Raw genomic sequence first — 25,041 nt, 5'->3', positions numbered from 1 at the left:
GACGCGGCGCGACTACCCTGGAGAGGACATGGCACATCTTCTCGGGGCCGAAGCCCTGCACCTCGAATACCCGACCCGCGTCGTCTTCGACGCCGTGACCCTCGGCATCGAGGAGGGCGACCGCATCGGCATCGTCGGCCGCAACGGCGACGGCAAGTCCAGCCTTCTCGCCATGCTCGCCGGCCGGAAGGAACCGGACTCCGGGCGCGTGACCGTGCGCGGCGGCACCCGCATCGGCGTCCTCGACCAGGCCGACACGCTCCCCGACGACATCACGATCGCCGCCGCCGTGGTCGGCGACATGGCCGAGCACGAATGGGCCGGAGACGCCCGCGTCCGCGATGTGATCGAGGGGCTGCTGACGGATCTGCCGTGGGACGCGCAGATCGGCTCCCTCTCCGGCGGGCAGCGCCGCCGTGTGTCCCTCGCGAAACTGCTCACGGGCGACTGGGACGTCATCGCGCTCGATGAGCCGACGAACCACCTCGACGTCGAGGCGATCACGTGGCTCGCCGGGCACCTCAAGAAGCGCTGGCCCGCGAACGCCGGAGCCCTCCTCGTCGTGACCCACGACCGGTGGTTCCTCGACGAGATCTGCACCGAGACGTGGGAGGTGCACGACCGCATCGTCGAGCCCTTCGAGGGCGGCTACGCGGCCTACATCCTGCAGCGGGTCGAGCGCGACCGCATGGCGGCGGCGACAGAGGCGAAGCGGCAGAACCTCGCCCGCAAGGAGCTCGCCTGGCTGCGCCGCGGTGCCCCGGCCCGCACCAGCAAGCCGAAGTTCCGCATCGACGCCGCCAACGAGCTCATCGCCGACGTGCCCGAGATCCGCGACAAGGTCTCGCTGCAGTCGCTCGCCGTCTCGCGGCTGGGCAAGGACGTCGTCGACCTGCTCGATGTGGGGGTGACGTACCCTTCGACAAGCTCAGGGACCCAGGGAGGCTCAGGGACCCAGGGAGGCTCAGGGACCCAGGGAGGCTCAGGGACCCAGGCGGGCTCAGGGACCCAGGCGGGCTCAGGGACCGGCGGGAAGACCGTGCTGAAGGACGTGGAGTGGCGGATCGCCCCGGGCGAGCGCACGGGCATCCTCGGTGTGAACGGTGCCGGGAAATCCACCCTCCTCGGGCTCATCTCCGGCACGGTCGAGCCCACCGAGGGGCGGATCAAGCGCGGGAAGACCGTGCAGGTCCGTACGCTCACGCAGCGCCTCGACGAACTCCTGCCGCACTGGAACGACCCCGTGCGCGTGGTCATCTCGGGTCTGCGCACCTCGTACACGCTCGGCGCCGGGTCGAAGGCGCAGGACCTCACGCCCGGACAGCTCCTGGAGCGACTCGGGTTCTCCTCCGCCCAGCTCTCGACGCCGGTGAAGGACCTCTCGGGCGGACAGCAGCGTCGGTTGCAGCTGCTGCTCGTGCTGCTCGACCAGCCGAACGTGCTCATCCTCGACGAGCCCACGAACGACATGGACACCGACATGCTCGCCGCCATCGAGGACCTCCTCGACTCCTGGTCGGGCACGCTCCTCGTCGTCAGCCACGACCGGTACTTCCTGGAGCGGGTGACGGACCAGCAGTACGCGATCCTCCCGGGGCCGGACGGCGCGGGGCGCCTGCGGCATCTCCCCGGCGGCGTCGACGAGTACCTGCGCCTGCGGCAGCGCGTCGAGAGCGCCCCGGCGACCTCGACGGCGGCGTCGGCCCCCGCAGCGAGCGGTCTCGACGGCGCGGCTCTCCGGGCGGCGCAGAAGGAAGCGGCCGCCCTCGAGCGTCGCATCCAGAAGCTCACGCAGCAGGTCGACGCGGCCAAGCACGCCCTCGCCGACCATGACCAGTCCGACTACGCGGGCCTCGGCGAGCGGATGAAGGCGATCACCGCGCAGGAGGCCGAGATCGAAGAGCTGGAGCTGCGCTGGTTCGAACTCACGGAGCAGATCGGCTGACGGAGGAATATCCTTCTCCCACGACTGTTGGGAGTAGCGATGGAAGGCCTCGAAGTAACCGTCCTGCTCGGACTCACGATCCTCGTCGGAACCCTGATCGCCCCGCGCGTGCGTCTCGCGCTGCCGCTCGTCCTCGTCATCCTCGGTCTGGCGCTGGGATTCATCCCGCCGCTGCGTGAGGTCCAGCTGCCGCCGGAGACCGTGCTGCTGCTGTTCCTGCCGGTGATGCTGTTCTGGGAGAGCCTGACCACGTCGCTGCGGTCGATCCGCCGCGACTTCCGCTACATCGTGCCGATGAGCACGCTCCTCGTCGTCGCCTCCGCGTTCGCGGTGGCCGGCATCGGCGTGCTGTTCGGCATGCCCTGGGAGATCGCGCTCATCCTGGGTGCTGCGGTCGCACCGCCCGATGCCACGGCCGTCGCGGCCCTCGGTCGGCTGCTGCCGCGTCGGATGTTCATGAAGCTCAAGGCCGAGAGCCTGACCAACGACGGCACCGCGCTCGTGCTCTACGCCATCGCCGTGTCCCTCGCGCTGGGCGGCCAGGTCACGCCGCTCTCGGTCACCTGGGACGTTCTGGTGTCGTACGTGGGCGGGATCGCCGCGGGGATCGTGGTCGCGGCCCTGGCCACGCTGCTGCTGCGCCGCATCTCCTCCACCATCGTCATCAACGTCACGCTGCTGCTCGTGCCGTTCTCCGCGTTCCTCATCGCCGAGCTCGTCCACGCGTCGGGCGTGCTCGCCGTGGTCGTCGCCGGACTGATCGTCGCCTGGGTGTCGCCGCGCGTGACGACGGCGGCCTCGCGCCGACAGGCCGACGCGGCCTGGCCGTTCGGCGTCTTCCTCCTGAACGGGGCGCTGTTCGTGCTCATCGGCCTCGAGGTGCAGTTCGTCGCGCACGAGATCTCCGCCGCCGCCATCGGCCGCCTGGTGCTCGTGACGCTCGCCGTGTGGGCGACGCTCTTCGCCGTCCGGTACGTGTTCCAGCTCCTCAACGTGCTGTTCCAGCGTCGCCCGGCCGAACGCCCGCCGCGCGGCGCCCGCTCCCGCGCCCGACTCGTGTCCACGGTCGCCGGCATGCGCGGAGCGGTGTCGCTGGCGATCGCACTGTCGGTGCCGACCGGCGTCTCCGAGGGGAGCGTCGTGGGCGGCCGTGACGAGATCGTCTTCGTCACCGCCGGCGTGATCCTGCTCAGCCTCCTCGTGCAGGCGCCTCTCCTCCCCGCGCTCGTGCGCTGGGCGCGATTCCCGGTCGACCATGCCGAGGACGAGGAGTACGAGCTCGCCGAGCGCGCGATCTCCGGAGCGGCCCTGGCCGCGCTCGACGACCTCGCCGCCGAGCACGGCATCGGCCAGGAGGTGCGCGATCGGGTGCGTGCCGAGGGGTACCAGGCGCTGGAGTTCGCGAACGCCCGGACGCTCGCGCGGGAGCAGGCGCTCATCGACGCCGAGGCCGAGGCGCTGGACGAGATGCTCGGCGAGCCCGATCCCTACGGCACCGGGGGAGATGCGCGCAGCCGCGAGGACGAGGACGCGGGTGACGTCGCGGTGTCGGCCGGGACCGCCCCCGACCCCGAGGCGACCGACGGCACGACGCTGCAGATGATCGCGACCTCCGCCGACGTCGACCTCGCCCAGCGGTCACCGCTCGTGCGACACGAGGAGCACACCCGGCTCAAGCTCGCGCTGCTCGACCGCAAGCGCGAGGTCCTGCTCGGGCTCCGCGGCGCCGGCACCGTGGACGACATGGTGGTCCGCCGGATCTCCGCCCGTCTCGACCTGGAGCAGGTGCGTCTGCAGGGCATCGAAGAGCTCGACTGACCCGCCTCGCACGCGGCTATGCGGTTTCGTCGTTCCCGTCCCGATCAGACAGGACTTGCGAAGCGGGACCGGGCGCACGCTTGCGCCCGGTCCCGCTCCGGTAGCAACGGCTACACGCCTGAAAGATCCACCCAGTGCGTCAGCTTCAACCATGCGCTCCCGGTTCCCGAGAGCTTGAACTTCACCTCGGCGAGCACCCGGGGAGAGGTGAGCGAGTTCTGCGGCGGCTTGGTCTGGAAGCCCCACCCCGTGTTGTAACTGTAGGTATTCGTCGTGGGGGCCTTCTTGATGATGGACGGTGAGCCTCCGCCGCTGTAAATCTCTACCTTTCGACCCTGGAGGGCGAACCCGGGATCTGGCGTCCATCGACCGGTGACCTTCTCTGTCCGGATCTGATCGCCTTTGCTGTTCAGGCTGTAGGTAATCGTGATGGACGACTTGACCGATCCGTTGTCGTGGTTGCCGCCCACCGAGGAGCGTGGAGCCACGACACCGGGGATTACGGGCGCGCTCGGGACGGGAGGAGAAGGAACTCGCGTCTCTATGGTGGCGGTAGTGCTGCCCTCCTCAACCGGTATCTGCTCTGTCTGCTGGTAGACGATCTCTCCAGTTCGTACGTCTGACACGACGATCGTGGATGACGCATACGAAGGCTTCTCTTCGGTAGCCGCATACGCGGCTGACGTGAGGGAGAGGGAAAGTGCCGCGGCTGCGGCGACCGCGAGTCCGGCCTTCTGATGTCTGTTCATGATTTCTCCGGTCGTTGCTGTGGCGCCAGACGGCGCCTTCGCTCGGATGAGCGCGTCGAGCCCAGCACGTGCACCGAATTCTGGCGAAGACTGTTTCCTTGTCTTACGCGATCCGGTGCCGTGGGGAATGCGCCACCGCGGGCTCCACGTACCCCAGCAACCGAGGGTGCCACGCGGCTATGACGCCGTGTGACATCCCGATTCCGCGACAACGCGGCCTCCTGCCTAACGTTGTCGAGTCCCGCCAGGAAGGAACCCCTCATCATGTCCCGCCGCACCACCTCCGCCCTCGCCGCGCTCGCCGCGGTCCCGCTGTTCGTCGCCCTTGCCGGGTGCGCCACCTCGTCCGACGCGGGGTCCGGCGACGGCGGTTCCGAGAACGAGACCGTCAAGATCGGCGTGGTCGGCGAGAGCGACCCGCAGTGGCCCGCTTTCGTGGATGCGGCGGCTGACGCCGGCATCACGGTCGAACTCGTCGACTTCGGCTCGTACGAGCTGCCCAACCCGGCGCTGAGCGAGGGGGAGATCGACCTCAATCAGTTCCAGCACGTCGTGTACCTGGCGCAGTACAACGAGGCCTCGGGGGATGACCTCGCGGCGATCGGTTCGACGCAGATCTACCCGCTCGGTCTCTACTCGACGAAGTACGACTCGGTGAAGGACATTCCTGAGGGGGAGACCGTCGCGGTTCCCGACGACGCCTCCAACCAGGCCCGCGCGCTTCTCGTGCTTCAGGCCGCTGGCCTCGTCGAGCTTAAGGACGGCGGCACGGCTTTCTCTGATCTCGCAGATGTGGACGAGAGCAAGTCGTCGGTCAAGGTCACCGCGCTGGAGGCTGCTCTCACCCCGGAGGCTCTGCCCGACGTGGCTGCGGCCGTCATCAACAACGACTTCGTCGAGGATGCGGGCCTCTCGTTCGACGATGCGCTCTTCACCGACGACCCCGAGGACCCGAGCGCGCTCCAGTATGTGAACATCTTCGCGTCTCGCGCCGAGGACGTCGACAATGAGACATACCTCAAGCTCGTCGAGATCTTCCAGACCGACGAAGCTGTGCAGGAGGGGCTGGCGAAGTCGTCCGGAGGAACCGGTGTCACTCTGCAGACGCCGGCAGATGAGCTGGCCTCGCTGCTGAAGGACGTCCAGAAGGACGTCGCTGCGAACGGTTGATCAGGTTCACCTGAGAGAATCGGGCGACGCGGACGCGTCGCCCGATTCGTCGTCTTCAGGCCGACCCCGCCCTTTCCTCCCTCAAGACCGGAGAACCTATGCCGATCGTCTCCCTCGAGCACGTGTCGAAGAGCTACCCCTCGCCGTCCGCATCCGGCACGCAGATCACCGCCGTCGACGATGTGTCTCTGCAGATCGAGCAGGGAGATGTCTTCGGAATCATCGGCTATTCGGGTGCGGGGAAGTCCACCCTGGTGCGGCTCATCAACGCGTTGGAGCCGGCCTCCGCGGGCCGCATCACCGTCGACGAGGTCGAGATCACCGCACTCAGCGAACGTGAGCTCCGGCGCGTGCGAAGCGGAATCGGGATGATCTTCCAGCAGTTCAACCTCTTCTCATCGAAGAGCGTGCGGGCCAACATCGCGTATCCGCTGAAGCTCGCGGGATGGTCGAAGGCCGACATCGACGCGCGCGTGACCGAGATGCTGTCTTTCGTGGGGCTGAGCGACAAGGCACGCTCGTACCCCGAGCACCTGTCGGGAGGGCAGAAGCAGCGCGTCGGGATCGCGCGGGCGCTCGCGACCAGGCCGGCGATCCTCCTCGCCGACGAAGCGACCAGTGCGCTGGACCCGGAGACGACACATGAGGTCCTCTCCCTGCTCAAGCGCGTCAATGAGGAGCAGGGCGTCACGATCGTCGTCATCACCCACGAGATGGACGTCATCCAGACGCTCGCGACCAGGGTCGCCGTCATGGACCGCGGGCGAGTGATCGAGCAGGGAGACGTGTTCGAGGTCTTCTCCAACCCGCAGCATGCCGCGTCGCAGCGATTCGTCGGTACGGTCGTCAAGGGCGTTCCCTCCCCGTCCGAACGCGCCGTCCTGCGTGAACGGCACCAGGGACGACTCGTAACGTTCTCCTTCCGTGACGGTGGTCCGTCCCAGGCGCAGGTTCTCCTTGAGCTGGCGGAGGCCGGGCTGGAGTTCGAGCTCGTCTTCGGAGGTATCAACGACATCCGCGGTAGGGCCTTCGGCCACTTGACTCTCGCGATCCGCGGGGACGACGCTCGCATCGACGCGACGCTTGCACGGATCTCGGAGCGCATCGAAGTGACGGACATCGACCGCGAGGAGGTGCGCTGATGGATCGTCTGATCGAGTTGGGTCCTGAGTTCTGGACGGCTGCCGTCGAGACGCTTTACATGGTGTCGCTGACGCTGGTGCTGGGCGGTCTGTTGGGAGGCCTGATCGGAGTGGGGCTGTACCTGACACGGCCGGGCGGCATGCTGCAGAACAGAGCGATCTCCGCCGTGCTGAACCTCTTCATCAACTTCTTCCGCCCGATCCCCTTCGTGATCCTCATCACGGTCCTGATCCCGTTCTCCCGATTCATCGTGGGCAGCGGCATCGGCACGAACGCTGCCATCGTCGCCCTGGTGGTGGCGTCGATGTTCGCCATCGGCCGGATCGTCGAGCAGCATCTGGTCGGTGTCTCGCCGGGAGTCATCGAAGCCGCGCGCGCGATGGGAGCCGGACCGTGGCGAACCCTCCTCACGGTGGTGATCCCCGAGGCGCTTGGGCCGCTAATCCTGGGATACACATTCGTGATCGTGGCGCTTATCGATATGACGGCGATGGCGGGTTACATCGGCGCAGGCGGGCTGGGAAACTTTGCGTTGACGTACGGCCGACGCCAGTTCGAGCCTGTCGTGATGTGGGCGGCTGTGCTCCTCATCGTCGTGTTCGTGCACGTGGCTCAGACGCTCGGCACCCGGCTCGCGCGGAAGGTCATGCGCCGCTGAGGCCGATCAGCGTGCCGGGGCCTCCTGCAGGCTCCGGCGCGTGGTGAACGTGCGCTCCTGCCCGCTCAGCGGATCGGTGAACCGGAGCTCGCGTGCGAGGAGCTGGAGCGGGCGGGTGAAGTCGTCCGGACGCTCCGGCTGCAGCACGGGGTAGAAGCCGTCGTGGAGGATGCCGAGGCCGAGCGCGGCGAGGTGCACGCGGAGCTGGTGCATCTTCCCGCTGTGCGGACGGAGAAGCGTGTGCACGACGCGGTCGTCGGTGGCGATGACCTCGATGAGCGTCTCGGAGTTCGGCTCGCCGTCCTCATCCACCTGCACGCACACCTGACCGCGGAGCTTCTCGATGCGGTTGCGGTAGACGAGCGGGAATCGCGACGGATCCCAGTCCGCCGGGCGCGCGGAGACGGCCTCGTAGACCTTCTCCACGCGGCGGTCCTCGAAGAGCAGTTGGTAGGCGCCGCGGGTGGCAGGGCGGGCGGAGAACATCAGCAGGCCCGCCGTGGCCCGGTCCAGGCGGTGGATGGGCGTGAGCTCCGGGTTGCCGAGACGGTTGCGCAGCCGGACGAGGGCGGAGTTCTGCAGGTACTTGCCGCCCGGCGTGGTGGGGAGGAAGTGCGGCTTGTCCACGACCACCAGGTGCTCGTCCTGGTGCAGGATCTCCTCGGCGAACGGGATCTCCTTCTCGGTCGGAGGCTCCCGGTAGTACCAGACGAACTCCTCGGCGCCGAGAGGCGTGTCCCGGGAGAGCGGCCGGCCGTCGCGCGCGACGATCTCCCCGCGGTCGAAGCGCACGAGCAGCCGCTCCGGATCCAGGTGGAAGAACCGCTCGACCATGTAGGCGGCGACGGTGGGCCATGCACCCGTCATCGGCGCGTGCAGCCGGGTCGCGCCGACCCCGTCGCGCACGGGAAGCGGGGAGGGCATGCCCATGTCTCGGCCTTCGGAGCAGGGGTCGCGGGGCCGCGACCGGGTGCTTCCAGCCTAGGCGACCGGCCGGGCAGAGTCCGTGGGCCGCGGCCGCCACTCATCCCGCCTCGGTTGCACGATCCCGTTGCGCCTGCACGACCGTTCCGGGGTTTTCGTCCCACGTCCGGACCTCGGTCGTGCATCCGGAGTGGTGGGGACCCGACCGGAGACAGGGTCGCTGTCCGCCTCGGTTGCACGATCCGGTCGCGCCTGCACGACCGTTCCGGGGTTTTCGTCCCACGATCGGACCCTGGTCGTGCATCCGGAGCGAGGGGACCGGAGACGGAGCCCCGGAACCGGTCGGGGTGTCAGCGGGTTTCGGTGGACAGCCAGTCGTCGAAGGTCGTCGGCGCCGTCCGCGCGTCGTCGCCGGGAAGCAGCACCTCACCCGCGAACTCGACGCCGAGCGCGGCACCCTTCCACGCGGCGCGCAGCGGAAGCTCACGCCCCCACGCGGCGAGGGTGCGGCGCGCCATGTCGACGGCGTCCTCCGTGCGGGGTCCGGCGATGTCGAACGAGCCGCCGAGGGCCGGCGACTCCGCCGCATCCACGAGCGCGACGGCCACGTCTGCGGGCGCGATGGGCTGCAGCAGCAGAGGGGGCACGATGCCTTCGCCGTCCTCGATGCTCCACTCGGCGATCATCGCGGGGAAGTCGTGGAACTGCGTCGCCCGCACGATGGTGAACGGCACCGCGCCGCGCGTGACCTCACGCTCCTGGGCGCGCTTACCCGCATAATGCGGATTGCCGCGCACGCGATCGAGCGCCGCGATCGAGAGGGCCACGTGGTGGCCGACCCCGGCTTCGTCCTCGGCGGTGAGCAGCGTGCGGCTGAGCGTGGTGAACACCCGCTCGGCCTCGGCGACGTCGGATACCGGGGGATTCGTCGCATCGACGACCGCATCCACCCCGCGTAGCAAAGCGGCGAGGCCTTCGCCCGTGGTCAGATCGACGCCCTCGCTGCGGCTGAGTGACAGCGGATCGTGCCTCCGACGCCGGGCCTCTTCGACGACCAGTCGCCCGATCCGTCCCGTTCCTCCTGCGACCGCGATGCGCATGCCCGCTCCTTCAATCATGGATATTGTGTGTCCACAATAGGGCGGTCCCGATACGATGGGCAAGTGAAACTCCCCGAGACCTCCGAGTGGGTGCTGCACACCGTCGCGGTGATCGCTCAGCTCCCCGCGGGGTCGACGGTGTCCGGAGCGCAGCTCGCCGAGCATTTCGGGGTGCCGGGGCCGTATCTGTCGAAGCAGCTCGCCAAGCTCGTCCGCGCCGGAATCCTCACAGGCAGCACGGGACCCCGCGGTGGTTTCCGTCTGGCCAGGGAGCCCGAGAGCATCAGCATCCTCGATCTCGTCTCCGCGGTGGACGGCGCCGCCGACCCCTACATCTGCCGCGAACTCCGTCAGCAGGGGAGGGGCGCCGCCCGCCCGGAGGACTGCACCGCGCCGTGCGGACTCGCCGTCGTGATGCGCCGCGCCCACGACGCCTGGCGGGCTTCGCTGAAGGCAGTGTCGATCGCCGAGGTCGTCGCCACGCTCCCGGACACCGTCCCGGCCAAGAACCGGCGCCTCCTCCTCGGTCCCTGACCTACCCGTTCGCACGATCCGTGCCGGGTCGTGTCCTGCGACGTCTGCACGATCCGGGTCCGGATGCACGACCCGTGTCGGATCGGTCCTGCGACGCCTGCACGACCTGGGTCCGGATGCACGACCAGGTGACCACTTCTCCCGGGCAGCCGTGCACGGATCGTGCAGGCGGAACAGACCGGACGGGTCGGCCGAACCGGACCGAACCGAACCGAACCACTCCAGGATCGGGTCAGGTGTCGAAGCTGAGGCTCAGTTTCCGCAGCAGGGCGGCCAGCCGGTCACGGTCGGCGCGGGAGAGGGCGCGCAGCAGGTCGGCCTCGGCGTCCACGAGCCGGGTGATCGCGGCGTCCACGCGGACCCGGCCGTCGTCAGTCAGGGTCACGAGCACGCTGCGGCCATCCGCCGGGTCGGCCTCGCGGCGCACGAAGCGACGGCCGACGAGACGGTCGATGCGGTTGGTCATGGTGCCGCTCGACACGAGAGTCTGCTGCAGCAGCTGCTTGGGCGAGAGCTGGAACGGGGAACCCGCCCGGCGCAGCGCGGACAGCACATCCCACTCCCACGGCTCCAGGTCGCTCCGACGGAACACCTCGCGGCGTGCACGGTCGAGGTGCCGCGAGAGGCGATCCATGCGGGACAGCACCTCGAGCGGGGAGAAGTCGAGGTCGGGGCGCTGTGTGTTCCACGCACCGACGATCCGATCGACCTCATCCGCCTCGCTCATCCGTTCATTATCGCGTGCGGCGGAGTCGTGGCCGCGGATGACGCGGGGAGCAGCATCGTGAGGAACGCGCTGTGCGGGTCGGGGAGGTACGAGCCGAACGGCGGACCCTCCCGGAATCCGGCGGCGGTGTACATGGCCAGGGCCGGAGCGAAGAAGGGGTCCTTGCCGGTCTCCAGCGAGAGGCGACCGATGCCTCGCGCGGCCGCGTCGTCGAGGAGGTGGCCGAGCATCGTGCGCCCGAACCCGCGCCCGCGGAACGCCGGGTCGGTGCGCATCGACTTCAGCTCCTCGTGTCCGTCGGCCACCACGGCCAGCGCACCGGTCGCGGCGATCCGTCCGTCGACGATCCCCGTGAAAAACCGGACGCGCGGAGTGAGGAGCCGGTCGAGCGGGAGTGCATGCTGGCTCTCCGGCGGAGCGGTGCCGTCCATCTCCGCATGGTGAGCGGCGATGAAGGCCGCGATCTCGGGGGTGGCGACGGTGACGCGCTCGATCACGATGGTCATCGCCCCAGCATCGCAGAGCGGTGTTTCGGGCGGATGACGGGCCGGTGCGACGCGGGTCGCACACACAGGAACGGACACCGGGACGTGGCAGACTTATCGGGCGGTGCCCCGGGGGTGCCGCGGTCCGCCGTGGTGTAATGGCAGCACGACAGCCTTTGGAGCTGTGAGGTCTAGGTTCGAGTCCTGGCGGCGGAGCATGACTGAGAACAACCTCGCCGTCGTCGTCCTCGCCGCAGGCCAAGGCACGCGCATGAAGTCGCGCCTGCCGAAGGTGCTGCACCGGATCGGCGGGCGTCCGCTCGTCGGACACGTGCTGACGACCGCGACCCGCCTGCACCCGGCGCACATCGAGGTGGTCGTGCGGCACGAGCGCGATCAGGTCGTCTCCGCGCTGCATGAGGACTACCCGGATGCGGTCTTCGTCGATCAGGACGAGGTTCCCGGCACGGGGCGCGCGGTCCAGGTGGCGGTGGATGCCCTTCCCGCCGACTTCGACGGCGACGTGCTCGTGCTCTCCGGCGACTGCCCGCTGGCCGATGCCGAGACGCTGTCGACGTTCCTCGACGAGCACCGCGCCTCCGGAGCGCCCGCGACCCTCATGACCGCCCTCGTCGACGACCCCACCGGCTACGGGCGGGTCATCCGAGACGCCGACGGCACGGTCGACCGCATCGTCGAGCAGAAGGACGCGACGGAGGAGGAGGCCGCCGTCAGCGAGATCAACGCAGGAATGTACGTCTTCCGTGCCGCCACGCTGCGCAGCTACCTGCCCCGCCTCGGTGTCGACAACGCGCAGGGCGAGATGTACCTCACGGATGTGCCCGGCCTCGTGCGCCGGGACGGCGACCGGGTCGCCGCCTCGATCGTCTCGGACGTCGAGGTCACGTTCGGGGTCAACGACCGCGCCCAGCTCGCCGAGGTCGGCCGGCGCCTGAACGCCCGCATCGTGCGCCGCTGGCAGCTCGAGGGCGTCACGATCGTCGACCCGGCCACGACCTGGATCGACGACGACGCCACGCTCGCCCCGGACGTCACCGTGCTCCCGAACACGCAGATCCTGCGCGCGACGACGATCGCCGCGGGAGCGACGATCGGCCCGGACACCACGCTCGTCGACTGCGAGGTGGGGGAGGACGCGGTCGTCCGCCGCACCGACGCGACCCTGGCCGTGATCGGTGCCGAGGCGACCGTCGGCCCGTTCTCGTACCTCCGCGCCGGTACCGTGCTCGGCCCGAAGGGCAAGATCGGCGCCTACGTCGAGACGAAGAACGCCGAGATCGGCGAGGGCAGCAAGGTCCCGCACCTGTCGTACGTCGGTGATGCGACCATCGGCCGCGGGGTGAACCTCGGGGCGAGCACCATCACCGCCAACTACGACGACGTCAACAAGCACCGCACGGAGATCGGCGACGAGGTGCACACGGGCTCGCACACGGTGCTGGTCGCGCCCGTTAGGCTTGGTCCTGGTGCGAAGACCGGCGCCGGCGCCGTCGTCCGCAAGGACGTCCCGGCCGGTGCTCTGGCCATGAGCGTGGCCCCCCAGCGCAACATCGAGGGGTGGGTCGAGAAGAACAGAGCAGGGACGGGCGCGGCGGATGCCGCGGCCCGGGAGAATTCGGCGGAATAGGCGGAGCATGGCCCGGAAGAAGAAGACGGTCGACCTGGATCGCGACAACGGCGTGGCCCCCGGCCTCGTCGCCAAGACGAAGAAGCGTCTGGTCATCGCGGGTGGTCGATCGCATCCCGAGCTGACCGCGGCCGTCGCCGCCTCGCTCGGCACCGAGATCGCTCCGGTCGAGCACCGCACCTTCGCCTCCGGCGAGATCTACGCCCGCTTCGAGGTCTCGATCCGCGGCTGCGACCTCTTCCTCGTGCAGACGTTCGGCGAGCCGGTCAACGAGTGGCTCATGGAGACGCTCATCATGATCGACGCCGCCAAGCGCGCCTCGGCCAAGCGGATCACCGTCGTCGCCCCCTACTATCCGTATTCGCGTCAGGACAAGAAGGGCCGCGGCCGCGAGCCCATCAGCGCCCGCCTCGTCGCCGATCTGCTCAAGACGGCCGGCGCCGACCGCGTCATGAGCGTCGACCTGCACGCCGCCCAGATCCAGGGCTTCTTCGACGGCCCCGTCGACCACCTCTTCGCCAAGCCGGTGCTCCTCGACCACTTCGAGCGCACACTCACCCCGGAGGACCGCGAGATCCTCACGGTGGTGTCCCCGGACATGGGACGCGTCCGCGTGGCCGACACCTGGTCGGACAGCCTCGGGGCGCCGCTCGCGATCATCCACAAGCGCCGCGACCCGAAGGTCGCCAACCAGGTCTCGGTGCACGAGATCGTCGGCACCGTCGAGGGGCGCACCTGCCTCCTCGTCGACGACATGATCGACACCGGCGGCACGATCGTCAAGGCGGCGCAGGCGCTCAAGGCGAACGGCGCGCACCGCGTGATCGTCGCCGCGACCCACGCGATCTTCAGCGACCCGGCGTCCGAGCGGCTGCAGGACGCGGCCATCGACGAGGTCGTCGTCACGGACACCATCCCGCTCTCGGAATCGCGCCGCTGGGAGACGCTGACCGTGCTGCCGATCGCGCCGCTGCTGGCCCGCGCGATCCACGAGGTCTTCGAGGACGGCTCCGTCACAAGCATGTTCGGCGGGGACGCGTAACGCATCGGGACGGCACAGCCCGTGCATAGCCCCGGTGCTTACGGTCGAGTCATCGACGGAAGAGTCGACCGACGACGACCACGGAGGACCCCATGATCCGCACGACCGTTCCGACCTCTGTCCGCACGGGCTCCGCCCTTCTCGGGATCGCGGGGCTGTTCGTCCTCGCCGGATGCTCGTCGACCGGCGACGCCGCAGACACCTCGACCGGCACCGACGAGACCGCGGGGTCGAGCTCCTCGTCCTCGTCGAGCGGGGGTGACGCCTCCGGCACCTACACCGACGGCACGTACACCGCCGACGGCTCGTACCAGACCCCGGAGACGGTGGAGGAGATCACCGTCACGCTCACGCTCGCCGACGGCGTCGTGACGGAGGTCGAGGTGTCGGGCGACCCGAAGGCCCCGGAGACCGAGCGGTACCAGGGCGAGTTCATCGACGGGATCGCCGACGAGGTCGTGGGGAAGCCGATCGACGAGCTGAACGTCAGCCGCGTCGCCGGGTCGTCGCTCACGAGCGGCGGCTTCAACGACGCCGTGGCCTCCATCAAGGAGCAGGCCGCCGCCTAGGCGCGAGGCGTCCTCATGGGGGAGTGGCGATTCGAGGCGATCGGCACCGGGTGGGAGATCGAGACCGGCGCCCCGCTCACGGATGACGTCCGCGCGGCCGTGACAGTGGAGATCGAGCGGTTCGATCGCGCCTGGTCCCGGTTCCGCGACGACTCCGATGTGGCCCGGCTCGGACGGTCGGGCGGCTCGCTGTCCTCGCCGGACGCGGGGCCGATGCTCGACGCCTATCGCGATCTCGATGCCGCTACGGCCGGTGCCGTGAACCCCCTGGTCGCCGACAGCCTGGAGGCCCTGGGCTATGACGCCGCGTATTCGCTGCGGGCCGGGGAGCCCCGCCCCGCTCCCGCGTCCTGGACATCCCTGCTGACCTGGTCGGCGGACACGGTCGAGGCGCACGATCCCGCCCTCCTCGACGTGGGCGCCCTCGGCAAGGGACGTCTCGTCGACCGCGTGATGGCGGTGCTGGCCGACATCCCCGGTGATGTTGTCGTGGATGCCGGTGGGGACATCCGCGTGCGGGGTGCCGGCGTGCGCATCGCGCTCGAGCACCCGTTCGATGCGCGGAAGGCGATCGGCGTCGTCGAGGTCGCTGACGGAGCGTTGTGCGCATCGGCCGTCAACCGAAGGGCCTGGGGCGAGGGCCTCCACCACGTGCTCGATGCGCGGACAGGACAGCCCGTCCGCACCTGGGCGGCGACGTGGGCACTGGCCCCGGAGGCGATGAGGGCAGATGCCGTGGCCACCGCGCTGTTCTTCGACGGCGGCCCGGAGCTGGCCACCCGCTGGGGCGTCGAATGGGTGCGCATGACCACCGACGGCCGTGTGCAGCGCTCGCCGGGCTGCCAGGCCGAGCTCTTCACCGCAGCTCGTGCGCGAGCCGCCGGAACCGTGGGAGACAGGACACCATGACCACTGCCTTCGCCGCCGCCCGCCAGCGCGTCCTCGCCGTCCTCGGCGCGCTGTCGATGTACCGCCTCGTGCTGTTCGCGCTGACGGCACTCGCGCTCATCGCCCTCGTGCTCTCCCTGCTCGGGGTGATCGTCTCTCCGACCCCGGTCGAGCTGCTGGCCTCCTTCGCGGTGCTGGCGGTGGCGATCGCCGCCGTGGACGCGGTCGCCCAGCGCCTGCTTCGCCTTCCGTGGCGCGTCGAGTCGTCCCTCGTCACCGCCCTCATCCTCTTGTTCGTGCTGCGTCCTGGTATCGAGCCGCCGGCCCTGCTCGGCCTCGCGATCGCCGGCGCGGTGGCGAGCGCGTCCAAGTACCTCATCGCCTGGCGGGGACGACACATCTTCAATCCGGCCGCGTTCGGCGCCGCGGTGGTGTCGATCCTCGGAGCGTTCGGCGCGTTCAGCTGGCTCGGCACCTCGTCGTCGTGGTGGGTCGGCACACCGGTTCTCGTGATCCCTGTCGTCCTCCTCGGGCTGGCCGTGCTGTGGCGCACGGAGAAGGTCGGCGTCGTCCTCCTGTTCCTCGTCGTCGCCGTGGCCACGTCGATCGTGCGGCAGGCGGTGCAGGCCGGGCAGTTCGACGTCTCCTTCGATCTCACGACGGCACTGTCGTTCGCAGTGCTCCAGTCGCCGTTCCTCTTCCTCGGCGCGTTCATGCTGTCGGAGCCGTTGACGCTGCCGCCGCGGCGTCGTCAGCAGCTCGTCGTCGCCGTCGTGGTCGGGCTCCTCGCGGGGTGGCCGATCTCGGTGGGGGGCCTCTTCACGCTCGGGCAGGAGCGCGCCCTGCTCATCGGCAACCTCGTGGCCTTCGCGTTCGCCCTCCGCGGTTCGGTGCGCCTCATCCTCGAGCGCCGCGACTTCGTGACGCCGACCGCGCAGGAGCTCACGTTCCGGGCGAAGGGCCGCGTGCGGTTCCTGCCCGGGCAGTACCTCGAGCTCGATGTCCCGCATCGGCGCCCTGACGCGCGGGGGACGCGCCGCGAGTTCAGCATCGTGTCCGCCCCCGCCGACCTCCCGACACTCCGCATCGCCTACAAGAACGGCGACCAGCAGCATCCGTCGAGCTACAAGCGCGCTCTCGCGGCGGCCGAGCCCGGCGCGACCTTCGCGGTGACGGGCACCTGGGGCGATTTCATCCTCCCGCGCGGTGAGCAACCGGTGCTCATGGTGGCGGCCGGCATCGGTGTGACACCGTTCGTCTCGCAGCTTCGGCAGCTCCAGGCGACAGGGCAGCGGCGTGACATCGTTCTCGTCTATGTGGCGTCCTCGGCGGAGGAGCTCGCCTTCCGGGACGAGCTGGCCGCGACAGGTGTGCGCACGGTCGTGTTCACCCGCGACGAGCCGGCCGACATTCCTCCGCACTGGACGTGGGGGCAGGGGGCACGCCTGGACGCGGAGACCCTGGAGAGCGCGGTGGACGACCTCTCGGCGCGGCACGCGTTCATCTCCGGCCCGCCGCGGCTCATCGCCGACCTCGCGCCCGCGCTGCAGAAGGCCCGTTCCCTCACCACGGACGCCTTCGCCGGCTACTGACCCGGATCGTCTTCCCTTCCCTTTTGCCGGGGATTTGCGACGCCTGCACGACCCCGTGACACCCGCACGACGGAATCCCCGGTCTCGTCGTGCATCCCGCCCCGGATCGTGCAGGCGGCCCGGCCACGACAGAACTCCGTCACGACCCGTCGGCGGACCGGTGCGCGACCGGGGGACGCCTGCACGACCGGGGACGGGTGCACGACCGGGGGACGGGCGCACGACGGGATGGACGGATCGGTCGTGCCGACGGGGTCGGTTCGTGCGGGCGAGCACGGCTCGTCTCGACCGCGGACGACGCCTGCACGACCGGGGGGCGCCTGCACGAGGGGATGGACGGATCGGTCGTGCGGACGGGGTCGGGTCGTGCAGGTGTGCACGGCTCGTCTCGACCGCGGACAACACCTGCACGACCGGGGGGCGCCTGCACGAGGGGATGGACGGATCGGTCGTGCGGACGGGGTCGGGTCGTGCAGGTGGGGGCGACAGAAGTCGGAACCCCGGGTCAGTCGGGCGGGGTCTCGCCGGGGGGAGTCATCGGGATACGGACGGTGAAGGTCGTGTCGCCGGGCTGGCTGTCGACCGAGATGCGGCCGTGATGACCCTCCACGATGGCCTTGACGATCGCGAGACCGAGTCCGGTGCCGCCGGTCTGCCGGGCGCGGGAGCTGTCCCCGCGGGCGAACCGGGCGAAGAGCTCGTCGCGGAGGGCGGGATCGATCCCCGGGCCGTCGTCGTGCACGCGCAGCACGGCCTCGTCGCCCTCCCGAGCCACGCTCAACGTCACCGTGGTCCCCGCGGGGGTGTGCGTCCGGGCGTTGGCGAGCAGGTTCGCGACGACCTGATGCAGGCGCCCTGCATCACCGACGACGGTCACCGGCTCGTCCGGCACCTCGATGTTCCAGTGATGGTCGGCCGCCGTCGGCCGCGCATCCGAGAGGCCCTCGAGGGCGAGCTGGGCGAGGTCGACCGTGCCGTACACGAGCTCACGGCCCTCGTCGAGGCGGGCGAGGAGCAGGAGGTCCTCCACGAGTCGCGTCATCCGCAGCGACTGCGCCTGGATGCGCTCCAAGGAGGAGGTCGTGCCCTCGATGACCGCGTCTTCCTTCGTCGCCTCCGGCGCCTGACGCAGTGCCCGCAGCGAGAGCTCCGAGTAGCCGCGGATCGAGGCCAGAGGCGTACGCAGCTCATGGCTCGCGTCGGCGACGAACCGGCGCATCTGCTCCTCGTTCTTCTGTCGCGCCGAGAGGGACGTGTCCACGTGGTCGAGCAGCTTGTTGAGCGCGGCGCCGACGAGCCCGGTCTCCGTCCGCGGATCGGCCTCGCTCGCCGGCACGCGCTCGGTGATGCTGACCTCGCCACGGTCGAGCTGCTGATTGGCGACCCTCGTCGCGGTCGCCGCGACCGCGCGCAGCGGCCGCAGCCCCACGCGGATCGTGACCGCCGTGGTGAGGGCGAGGAGGATCAGGCCGCCCGCCGTGGCGAGCAGGATCACGGTGAGGAGCTGCGTGAGCTGATTCTGGACATCGTCGCGGGGGAGGCCCGTGACGACGACGACGCCGTTGCTCGCGGTGGTCGCGACGACCCGATACGAGCCGAGGCCGTCGAAGGAGACCGTGGCAGGGGTGCCGAGCGCGACCGTGCCGTAGAGCTGCTGCAGCTGATCGGGGGTGAGCGGCTGCGGCGCGCTGTTCAGCGCCCCGCGGCTGTCCTCGAAGGCGACGCCGCTCGGTCCCGCGATGGGGCTGCCGAGCGACAGCAGCAGCCCGGGCATGGGGTCCAGGCGATACAGGATGTTGTCGACGGTAGCCTCGGACGGCGCGATCCCCTCCACGATCCGATCCCTGATCGTCGCGGCGTAGCTCTTCACCTTGTTGTCGAGCTGGTCCTCCAGCGTGCTGCCGAGGGTGGCGCTGGTGATGACGGCGACGATGACGAGGATCAGCGACACGAACCCGATCACCGCGGTCATCAGCCGCGTCTGCAGGCTCATGGGCCGTCGCGCCACCGTCGCTCCGCTCACTGCGGGGCCTTGATCATGTAGCCGACGCCGCGCACGGTGTGCAGGAGGGGCGTGCGGCCGGCGTCGATCTTCTTCCGGAGGTAGGAGATGTATAGCTCCACGACCGAGGACTTGCCGCCGAAGTCGTAGCTCCAGACGCGGTCCAGGATCTGCGCCTTGGACAGCACCCGGCGCTCGTTGCGCATGAGGTACCGCAGCAGCTCGAACTCGGTCGCGGTCAGCTCGATCTCCACGCCGTCCCGGACGACCTCGTGGCTGTCCTCGTTGAGCGTGAGATCGGCGACCCGGAGGATCGACTGCCCGTCGTCGGCGCTGGCGTGTCCGGTGCGCCGGATGATCGCGCGGAGCCGGGCGATCACCTCCTCCAGGCTGAACGGCTTGGTCACATAGTCGTCGCCCCCGGCGGTGAGCCCGGCGACGCGGTCGCCCACGGCGTCCTTCGCCGTCAGGAAGAGGACGGGGACGAGGTTGCCCGCTTCGCGGAGCCGCTTGAGCACGGCCATCCCGTCGAGGTCGGGCATCATGATGTCGAGCACGAGGGCGTCCGGCTCGAACTCCTTCGCGACCTGGAGCGCCTCGAGGCCGGAGGACGCGGTGCGCACCTCCCAGCCCTCCATGCGCAGGGCCATGGCGAGCAGATCGGTGAGCATCTGCTCGTCGTCCACGGCGAGGATGCGCAGAGGGGAGCCGTCGGGGCGGCGCAGTTCGGGCAGGTCGCTGGTCATGCCTCTATTCTGCGGAACTTCCTATGTGATTTCTATGGAACGGGCTATGGGTTCTCTGGGAGATGTCCGCCTCATAGAACCCTCATCATCCGTCCCTCGGATCCGCATAACGGTCGTCCCTAGCGTCGGTTCCGCGCCGCGATCGTCGCGGCGGGAGGAGAGACATGTACGGACGATATCTGCGGCGCGAACTCGCGGGCCGCAAGAAGCAGACGGCGATCGTGGCCATCGGTCTCGCGATCGCGATCGGACTGGTGATCGTGGTGAACGCCCTGACGACCGGTGTGCGCGACGCCCAGACCCAGTCGCTGGCAGCGGTCTACGGAGTGGGGACGGATCTCACCGTCACCGGCGCCGCCGCGGAACCGGGCGACGGGACGGGACCGCGGTTCGAGTTCGACGAGGACGCGGGGGAGAGCGACGGCGAGACCACGACCCTGGAGCAGTCGACCCTGCGCACGGACTTCGGCCGGACGACGCTCGATGCCGCGGTGCTGGACACGGTGGCCGGTACCGACGGCGTCGCCGCCGCGACCGGTGCGCTGAGCCTGACGAACTCGACCTTCTCCGGTGAGCTGCCGAGCGGCGGCTTCGGCGGGCAGGACGGCGCTGAGGGCGGCGAGGCGCCCATGGAGGGCCAGGCGCCTCCGCAGGGTGGCGGGGGCGGTGCGTTCGGCATCGACTCGTTCACCGTCCTCGGCATCGACCCGTCCGCGACGGAGGTCGGCCCGCTGGCCTCCGCCGAGATCGGCGAGGGGCGTGGGCTGGACGCCGACGACAGCGGAGCGCTCGTCGCTCTGGTGGACAGCACGTACGCCGCGAGCGAGGACATCGCCGTCGGCGACACCCTGGACATCGCGGGCTCCGACGTCGAGGTCGTCGGCCTCCTCACCTCGGCGTCGGATGCCGCAGACACCGCGGCGGACGTCTACCTCCCGCTCGACACCGCGCAGGAGCTGGCCGGCGTGGAGGACGTGATCTCCACGGTGTACGTGCAGGCGGATTCGGCGGCGTCCCTCGACGAGGTGCAGACGGCCCTGGCGGAGGAGCTTCCCGACGCCACCGTCTCCTCGCAGTCCGAGCTCGCTGCGACCGTGTCCGGCTCGCTCTCGAACGCGACGGCGCTCGTCACGAATCTCGGCACCTGGCTGTCGATCATCGCCCTCGCCGTCGCCGTGCTGCTCTCGGTGCTCCTCACCCTCTCCGGCGTCGGCCGTCGCACCCGCGAGTTCGGCACCCTGAAGGCGATGGGGTGGTCGAACGGCCGCGTCGTGCGTCAGGTCGCCGGGGAGTCGATGGTGCAGGGACTCCTCGGAGGAGCGGCAGGTCTCGTGCTCGGCCTCGCCGGGATCCTGATCATCACCGTCGCGCAGCCGACCGTAGCCGCCGGCTCCGCGGCCGTCGGCGGAGGCCCGGAGGGAGGAGGCGGCTTCGGTGGCCCCGGCGGCATGGCCCCGAGCGTGGAGACCGCCACCGACATCGTGCTGCAGGCACCGCTGACCCCCTGGGTGCTCGTCGCCGCGGTGGGCCTCGCGGTGCTGGGCGGGCTCGTCGCCGGCGCCTTCGGAGGCTGGCGGGCGGCGCGACTGAGCCCGGCAGAGGCCCTGCGGTCCGTCGCATGAGCGGCGTCGCGAACCACACAGGAGAGAAGGAGACCGAGATGACCACGATGACGGATTCCGAGGCCCGCGTTCCGGCCTCGTCGGCGGCGACCCCGCTGTACCGGGCGACCGGTGTCACGCGCACCTATACGCGGAGGGGACGGACGGTGACCGCGCTCACCGGCGTCGACCTGGAGATCATGCCCGGCGCCTTCGTCACGATCCAGGGGCCGACCGGAGGGGGCAAGTCGACGCTGCTGCAGCTGCTGGGGGCGCTCGACACCCCGACTGCTGGGACGTTGCAGCTGGACGGCCGTGAACTGTCGTCGGCGTCGCCGTCGGAGCTGGGACGGATCCGCGCGCAGGAGATCGGATTCGTCTTCCAGGGGTTCAACCTGATCCCGACGCTGACGGCGGTGGAGAACGTCGACATGGCCCTGGAGCCGCTCGGCATCGACCGGGCGGAACGACGCACGCGGGTCGCCGCCGCTCTCGCCCACGTCGGCCTGGCGGACCGCGGTGACCATCGTCCCGCAGAGTTGTCCGGCGGGCAGCAGCAGCGTGTCGCGATCGCGCGGGCGATCGTCAAACGCCCCCGAGTGCTGCTCGCGGACGAGCCGACGGGCAACCTCGACGAGAGCATGCGCGACGAGATCCTCGACCTCCTCGAACGGCTGTGCGCGGAGGGCATCACCATGGTCGTGGTCACGCACGACTCCGCGGTGGCGCGGCGGGCGACGAAACGGCTGCGTCTGACGCAGGGGACGGTGAGGGACATCACCCGGTAGTCGGCGGCGCGGGGGAGGGGCGGACGGCGAGCCGCCCCTCTTCCGCGATGTCCGACCCCGGGTCTACCGTGTGCTCATGGTCGACCACGTCGAATCCGCACAGCCCACCGTCCACCGTCCCTCCACCGTCTCCGAGGTCGCCGCGCTCGTCCGCGCCGCCGCGCAGGAGGCGGTCCCCCTGACCGTCGTCTCCGGCGGCCACGGGCCCTGGTCCCACGCCCCCGCTCCCGGTCTGCGCCTCGAACTCGGGGCGCTCTCCTCGATCGAGGTCGACGGCACCGCCGTGCGCATCGGCGGCGGTGCCGTGTGGGGCGACGTCGCGAAGACTCTCGCCGGCCACGGCCTCGCCCTGAGCTCCGGCGACACGGCCAGCGTCGGCGTCGGCGGTCTCACCCTCGGCGGCGGCATCGGCTGGATGGTGCGCGCCTGGGGTCTCGCCGTCGATCAGCTCGTCGGCGCCCAGGTCGTCAGCGCGAGCGGAGACGTGGTGGAGGTCTCGGCCACGCAGCATCCCGGCCTGTTCTGGGCGCTGCGCGGCGGTGGCGGCAACTTCGGCATCGTCACCCGTTTCGACTTCGAAGCGCATCGCCTGCCGGGGATCGCGCTGGCCGAGTCCGTCGTCGAGGGCGACGCGACGGCCGTGCTCCGGGCCGCGCGCGAACTCCTCCGCGACGCCCCGCGCGAGCTGACCGTCACGTACATGGACGTGCCGCCCATGGACCCGAGCGCTCCGGCCGGTGCCCGGCTGACCGCCGTGTGGGCCGGGCCCGACCCGGAGGCGCTGCGCGTGGAGCTCGCGCCGATCACCGCCCTCGACGGTGTCACGACGGAGATCACCGAACCCGCCTATCGGGACATCCTGATGGAGATGCCGCAGCCCGAGGGCGGCGAGGCTCCCGCCCCTCCCGGGTTCCTCGGCGGGAACGGTCTCGTCGCCGACCTCGACGACGAGACGATCGATCGGCTGGTGGCCTATCGGCGGGAGTACCCCGCCTCGGTCGTCTTCCTCCGGTCCCTCGGCGGGGCGTTCGGCGACGTTCCGCAGGAGGAGACGGCCTTCCCGGCGCGCACCGCGACCTGGTTCGTCATGGCCGGTGCCTTCGATGTCCCGGGGATGCTCGACGAGGAGGGGCGGGCGAAGGCCGCCGCCGACGCGCAGCGGATCGTCGCGGGCCGCCTCGCCGAGTACAGCAACTTCGTCGACCGGGAGCGACCGGACGCGGTGTCCGGGATGTACGACGGCGACGGCTACGCGCGTCTGCGGGCGGTGAAGGCGCAGTGGGACCCGCAGAACGTGTTCCGCCGCAACCACAACATCCTCGTGTGACGCACGAAGGGCCGGGCACCGTACGGTGCCCGGCCCTTCGCAGACCCGAGGTCAGTGCGTGTCTTCGGCCTCGATCTCGGAGCGGTCGCCCGACCACAGCGTGTGGAAGGTGCCCTCCTTGTCGATGCGCTTGTACGTGTGCGCGCCGAAGAAGTCGCGCTGACCCTGCACGAGAGCAGCCGGCAGGCGGTCGGCGCGGATGCCGTCGTAGTAGGACAGCGACGACGAGAACGCCGGAGCCGGGATGCCGGACTGCGCCGCCGTGACCACCACGCGACGCCATGCCGCCTGGCCACGGGTGAGCGCCTCGGCGAAGTACGGAGCCGTCATCAGCACGGGCAGGTCGGGGGTCTCCGCGTAGGCATCGGCGATCCGGTTCAGGAACTGCGCGCGGATGATGCAGCCGCCGCGCCAGATCTTCGAGATCGCACCGAGGTCGATGTTCCAGCCGTACTCGGCGGCACCGGCACGGATCTCGTCGAAGCCCTGCGAGTAGGCGACGATCTTGGAGGCATAGAGCGCCAGGCGGACGTCCTCGACGAAAGCGTCGACCTCGTCGGCAGGGACCGTGAACTCCTCGTCCGGACCGGGAAGCGCCGCGGCGACCGCGCGCTGCTCGGGGTGCGAGGAGAGCGAGCGGGCGAACGTCGCCTCGGCGATGCCCGAGACCGGGACGCCGAGCGAGAGTGCGGTCTGCACCGTCCAGGCGCCGGTGCCCTTCGCGCCGGCCTGGTCCAGGATGACGTCGACCAGCGGCTTACCGGTCGCCGCGTCGACCTGGCGCAGCACCTCGGCCGTGATCTCGATGAGGTACGACTCCAGCTCTCCGCGGTTCCACTCGGCGAAGATCTCGGCGATCTCTGCGGGAGTCTTGCCGGTGCCGCGACGGATGAGGTCGTAGGCCTCGGCGATGAGCTGCATGTCCGCGTACTCGATGCCGTTGTGCACCATCTTGACGAAGTGGCCGGCGCCGTCGTGGCCGACGTGCGTCACGCAGGGCTCGCCCTCGGCGACTGCGGCGATGGACTTCAGGATCGGCCCGAGCGTGATCCAGGACTCGTCCGAGCCGCCCGGCATGATCGAGGGGCCGGTGAGGGCGCCCTCCTCACCGCCGGAGATACCCGCGCCGACGAAGTTGATGCCGGTCTCGCGGACCGCCTTCTCGCGGCGGATGGTGTCGGGGAAGTAGGCGTTGCCGCCGTCGACGATGATGTCGCCCGGCTCGAAGACCTCCACGAGGGAGTCGATCACGGCGTCGGTCGGCGCTCCGGCCTTGACCATGATGATCGCGGTGCGCGGCTTCTGCAGCGAGTCGGCGAACTCCTGGTACGTCTTCGCGGGGATGAAGCCCGCCTCGGGATGCTCGTCGAGGAGGGTCTGGGTCTTCTCGTAGCTGCGGTTGAAGATCGCCACGGTGTTGCCCTCGCGGCTCGCGAGGTTGCGGGCGAGGTTCGACCCCATGACGGCGAGTCCGACGACTCCGATGTTCGCTGATGCTTCGGGCACGGAAGGCTCCTCGATCGTGAAGAAGGGTTGTCTTCAGCGTATCGCTGTGCGCCGGATGGAGGCGCACCCGATGACGCAT

Annotated in this window: 22 protein-coding genes and 1 tRNA gene; 15 read left to right on the top strand and 8 right to left on the bottom strand. The window is 70.0% G+C overall.

What is annotated here, in order from left to right:
* Positions 1-28 precede the first annotated feature (28 nt).
* Positions 29-1,945 (top strand): ABC-F family ATP-binding cassette domain-containing protein, encoded by a 1,917-nt coding sequence (locus AC3B5L_RS12145; RefSeq protein ID WP_490095805.1) that lies wholly within the window; start codon positions 29-31, stop codon positions 1,943-1,945.
* A gap of 39 nt (positions 1,946-1,984) precedes the next feature.
* Positions 1,985-3,763 carry a Na+/H+ antiporter gene (locus AC3B5L_RS12140; RefSeq protein WP_259951516.1) on the top strand — a complete coding sequence of 593 codons (1,779 nt, stop codon included), beginning with the start codon at positions 1,985-1,987 and terminating at the stop codon, positions 3,761-3,763.
* Positions 3,764-3,873: 110 nt separating this feature from the next.
* Here AC3B5L_RS12140 and AC3B5L_RS12135 read toward each other — a convergent pair whose 3' ends face one another.
* Positions 3,874-4,512, bottom strand: coding sequence for a hypothetical protein (locus tag AC3B5L_RS12135; protein ID WP_259951517.1), 639 nt, complete (start codon positions 4,510-4,512; stop codon positions 3,874-3,876).
* A 264-nt stretch (positions 4,513-4,776) separates the two neighbouring features.
* Here AC3B5L_RS12135 and AC3B5L_RS12130 point away from each other — a divergent pair, with 264 nt between their 5' ends.
* The 3 genes from AC3B5L_RS12130 to AC3B5L_RS12120 all read left to right on the top strand — a co-directional run bounded on the left by AC3B5L_RS12130 (position 4,777) and on the right by AC3B5L_RS12120 (position 7,483).
* Positions 4,777-5,682 carry a MetQ/NlpA family ABC transporter substrate-binding protein gene (locus AC3B5L_RS12130; protein WP_187661971.1) on the top strand — a complete coding sequence of 302 codons (906 nt, stop codon included), beginning with the start codon at positions 4,777-4,779 and terminating at the stop codon, positions 5,680-5,682.
* A 98-nt stretch (positions 5,683-5,780) separates the two neighbouring features.
* Positions 5,781-6,824 (top strand): methionine ABC transporter ATP-binding protein, encoded by a 1,044-nt coding sequence (locus AC3B5L_RS12125; RefSeq protein WP_259954589.1) that lies wholly within the window; start codon positions 5,781-5,783, stop codon positions 6,822-6,824.
* Entirely contained in the window at positions 6,824-7,483 is a 660-nt protein-coding gene (locus tag AC3B5L_RS12120; protein ID WP_187661969.1) for a methionine ABC transporter permease, read from the top strand. Before AC3B5L_RS12125 ends, AC3B5L_RS12120 begins: the two co-directional genes overlap by 1 nt.
* 6 nt (positions 7,484-7,489) lie before the next feature.
* On the opposite strand, the gene AC3B5L_RS12115 is transcribed toward AC3B5L_RS12120, so the two are convergent.
* Positions 7,490-8,413, bottom strand: a complete 924-nt coding sequence (locus AC3B5L_RS12115; protein WP_490095804.1) for a pseudouridine synthase — start codon at positions 8,411-8,413, stop codon at positions 7,490-7,492.
* Positions 8,414-8,757: 344 nt separating this feature from the next.
* Positions 8,758-9,507 (bottom strand): SDR family oxidoreductase, encoded by a 750-nt coding sequence (locus AC3B5L_RS12110; RefSeq protein WP_259954591.1) that lies wholly within the window; start codon positions 9,505-9,507, stop codon positions 8,758-8,760.
* Between the two features lie 63 nt (positions 9,508-9,570).
* Here AC3B5L_RS12110 and AC3B5L_RS12105 point away from each other — a divergent pair, with 63 nt between their 5' ends.
* Positions 9,571-10,041: an RrF2 family transcriptional regulator gene (locus AC3B5L_RS12105; protein ID WP_187661966.1), complete on the top strand. Its 471-nt coding sequence runs from the start codon at positions 9,571-9,573 to the stop codon at positions 10,039-10,041.
* Between the two features lie 232 nt (positions 10,042-10,273).
* On the opposite strand, the gene AC3B5L_RS12100 is transcribed toward AC3B5L_RS12105, so the two are convergent.
* Together AC3B5L_RS12100 and AC3B5L_RS12095 are read right to left on the bottom strand one after the other, a co-directional pair.
* Positions 10,274-10,768, bottom strand: coding sequence for a MarR family winged helix-turn-helix transcriptional regulator (locus AC3B5L_RS12100; RefSeq protein ID WP_025105633.1), 495 nt, complete (start codon positions 10,766-10,768; stop codon positions 10,274-10,276).
* Positions 10,765-11,274 carry a GNAT family N-acetyltransferase gene (locus tag AC3B5L_RS12095; RefSeq protein ID WP_259954592.1) on the bottom strand — a complete coding sequence of 170 codons (510 nt, stop codon included), beginning with the start codon at positions 11,272-11,274 and terminating at the stop codon, positions 10,765-10,767. Before AC3B5L_RS12095 ends, AC3B5L_RS12100 begins: the two co-directional genes overlap by 4 nt.
* A gap of 123 nt (positions 11,275-11,397) precedes the next feature.
* Here AC3B5L_RS12095 and AC3B5L_RS12090 point away from each other — a divergent pair.
* The 6 genes from AC3B5L_RS12090 (at position 11,398) to AC3B5L_RS12065 (ending at position 16,992) form a co-directional block, all read left to right on the top strand.
* A tRNA-Gln gene (locus AC3B5L_RS12090) sits at positions 11,398-11,469 on the top strand.
* Position 11,470: 1 nt separating this feature from the next.
* Complete coding sequence (glmU, locus tag AC3B5L_RS12085) at positions 11,471-12,901, top strand: bifunctional UDP-N-acetylglucosamine diphosphorylase/glucosamine-1-phosphate N-acetyltransferase GlmU (RefSeq protein ID WP_259954593.1); 1,431 nt, start codon at positions 11,471-11,473, stop codon at positions 12,899-12,901.
* Between the two features lie 7 nt (positions 12,902-12,908).
* Entirely contained in the window at positions 12,909-13,943 is a 1,035-nt protein-coding gene (locus AC3B5L_RS12080) for a ribose-phosphate diphosphokinase (RefSeq protein ID WP_187661963.1), read from the top strand.
* 92 nt (positions 13,944-14,035) lie between these two features.
* Entirely contained in the window at positions 14,036-14,512 is a 477-nt protein-coding gene (locus tag AC3B5L_RS12075) for an FMN-binding protein (RefSeq protein ID WP_259954594.1), read from the top strand.
* 15 nt (positions 14,513-14,527) lie between these two features.
* Complete coding sequence (locus AC3B5L_RS12070; protein WP_187661961.1) at positions 14,528-15,421, top strand: FAD:protein FMN transferase; 894 nt, start codon at positions 14,528-14,530, stop codon at positions 15,419-15,421.
* A complete protein-coding gene (locus AC3B5L_RS12065) occupies positions 15,418-16,992 on the top strand; it encodes an FAD-dependent oxidoreductase (protein WP_259954596.1) in 1,575 nt (524 codons plus the stop codon). Before AC3B5L_RS12070 ends, AC3B5L_RS12065 begins: the two co-directional genes overlap by 4 nt.
* Positions 16,993-17,497: 505 nt before the next feature.
* Here the strand turns inward: AC3B5L_RS12065 and AC3B5L_RS12060 are convergent.
* Both AC3B5L_RS12060 and AC3B5L_RS12055 read right to left on the bottom strand, forming a co-directional pair.
* Positions 17,498-18,985 carry a sensor histidine kinase gene (locus AC3B5L_RS12060; RefSeq protein WP_259954597.1) on the bottom strand — a complete coding sequence of 496 codons (1,488 nt, stop codon included), beginning with the start codon at positions 18,983-18,985 and terminating at the stop codon, positions 17,498-17,500.
* 26 nt (positions 18,986-19,011) lie between these two features.
* Positions 19,012-19,740: a response regulator transcription factor gene (locus tag AC3B5L_RS12055; RefSeq protein ID WP_136051691.1), complete on the bottom strand. Its 729-nt coding sequence runs from the start codon at positions 19,738-19,740 to the stop codon at positions 19,012-19,014.
* Between the two features lie 164 nt (positions 19,741-19,904).
* Here AC3B5L_RS12055 and AC3B5L_RS12050 point away from each other — a divergent pair, with 164 nt between their 5' ends.
* From AC3B5L_RS12050 to AC3B5L_RS12040, 3 genes are all read left to right on the top strand, one after another.
* Positions 19,905-21,362, top strand: coding sequence for an ABC transporter permease (locus AC3B5L_RS12050; RefSeq protein ID WP_268776822.1), 1,458 nt, complete (start codon positions 19,905-19,907; stop codon positions 21,360-21,362).
* 47 nt (positions 21,363-21,409) lie between these two features.
* Positions 21,410-22,129, top strand: a complete 720-nt coding sequence (locus AC3B5L_RS12045; RefSeq protein WP_396654779.1) for an ABC transporter ATP-binding protein — start codon at positions 21,410-21,412, stop codon at positions 22,127-22,129.
* A 76-nt stretch (positions 22,130-22,205) separates the two neighbouring features.
* Positions 22,206-23,456 carry an FAD-binding oxidoreductase gene (locus tag AC3B5L_RS12040; RefSeq protein WP_259954600.1) on the top strand — a complete coding sequence of 417 codons (1,251 nt, stop codon included), beginning with the start codon at positions 22,206-22,208 and terminating at the stop codon, positions 23,454-23,456.
* A gap of 51 nt (positions 23,457-23,507) precedes the next feature.
* Here AC3B5L_RS12040 and gndA read toward each other — a convergent pair whose 3' ends face one another.
* Positions 23,508-24,962, bottom strand: coding sequence for an NADP-dependent phosphogluconate dehydrogenase (gene gndA, locus AC3B5L_RS12035; RefSeq protein ID WP_187661956.1), 1,455 nt, complete (start codon positions 24,960-24,962; stop codon positions 23,508-23,510).
* Positions 24,963-25,041 lie beyond the last annotated feature (79 nt).

This window comes from Microbacterium sp. C-MGS6 (genome assembly GCF_058140415.1).
The sequence above is the reverse complement of the archived record's forward strand: the minus strand, read 5'-3'. Positions and strand labels throughout refer to the sequence as shown.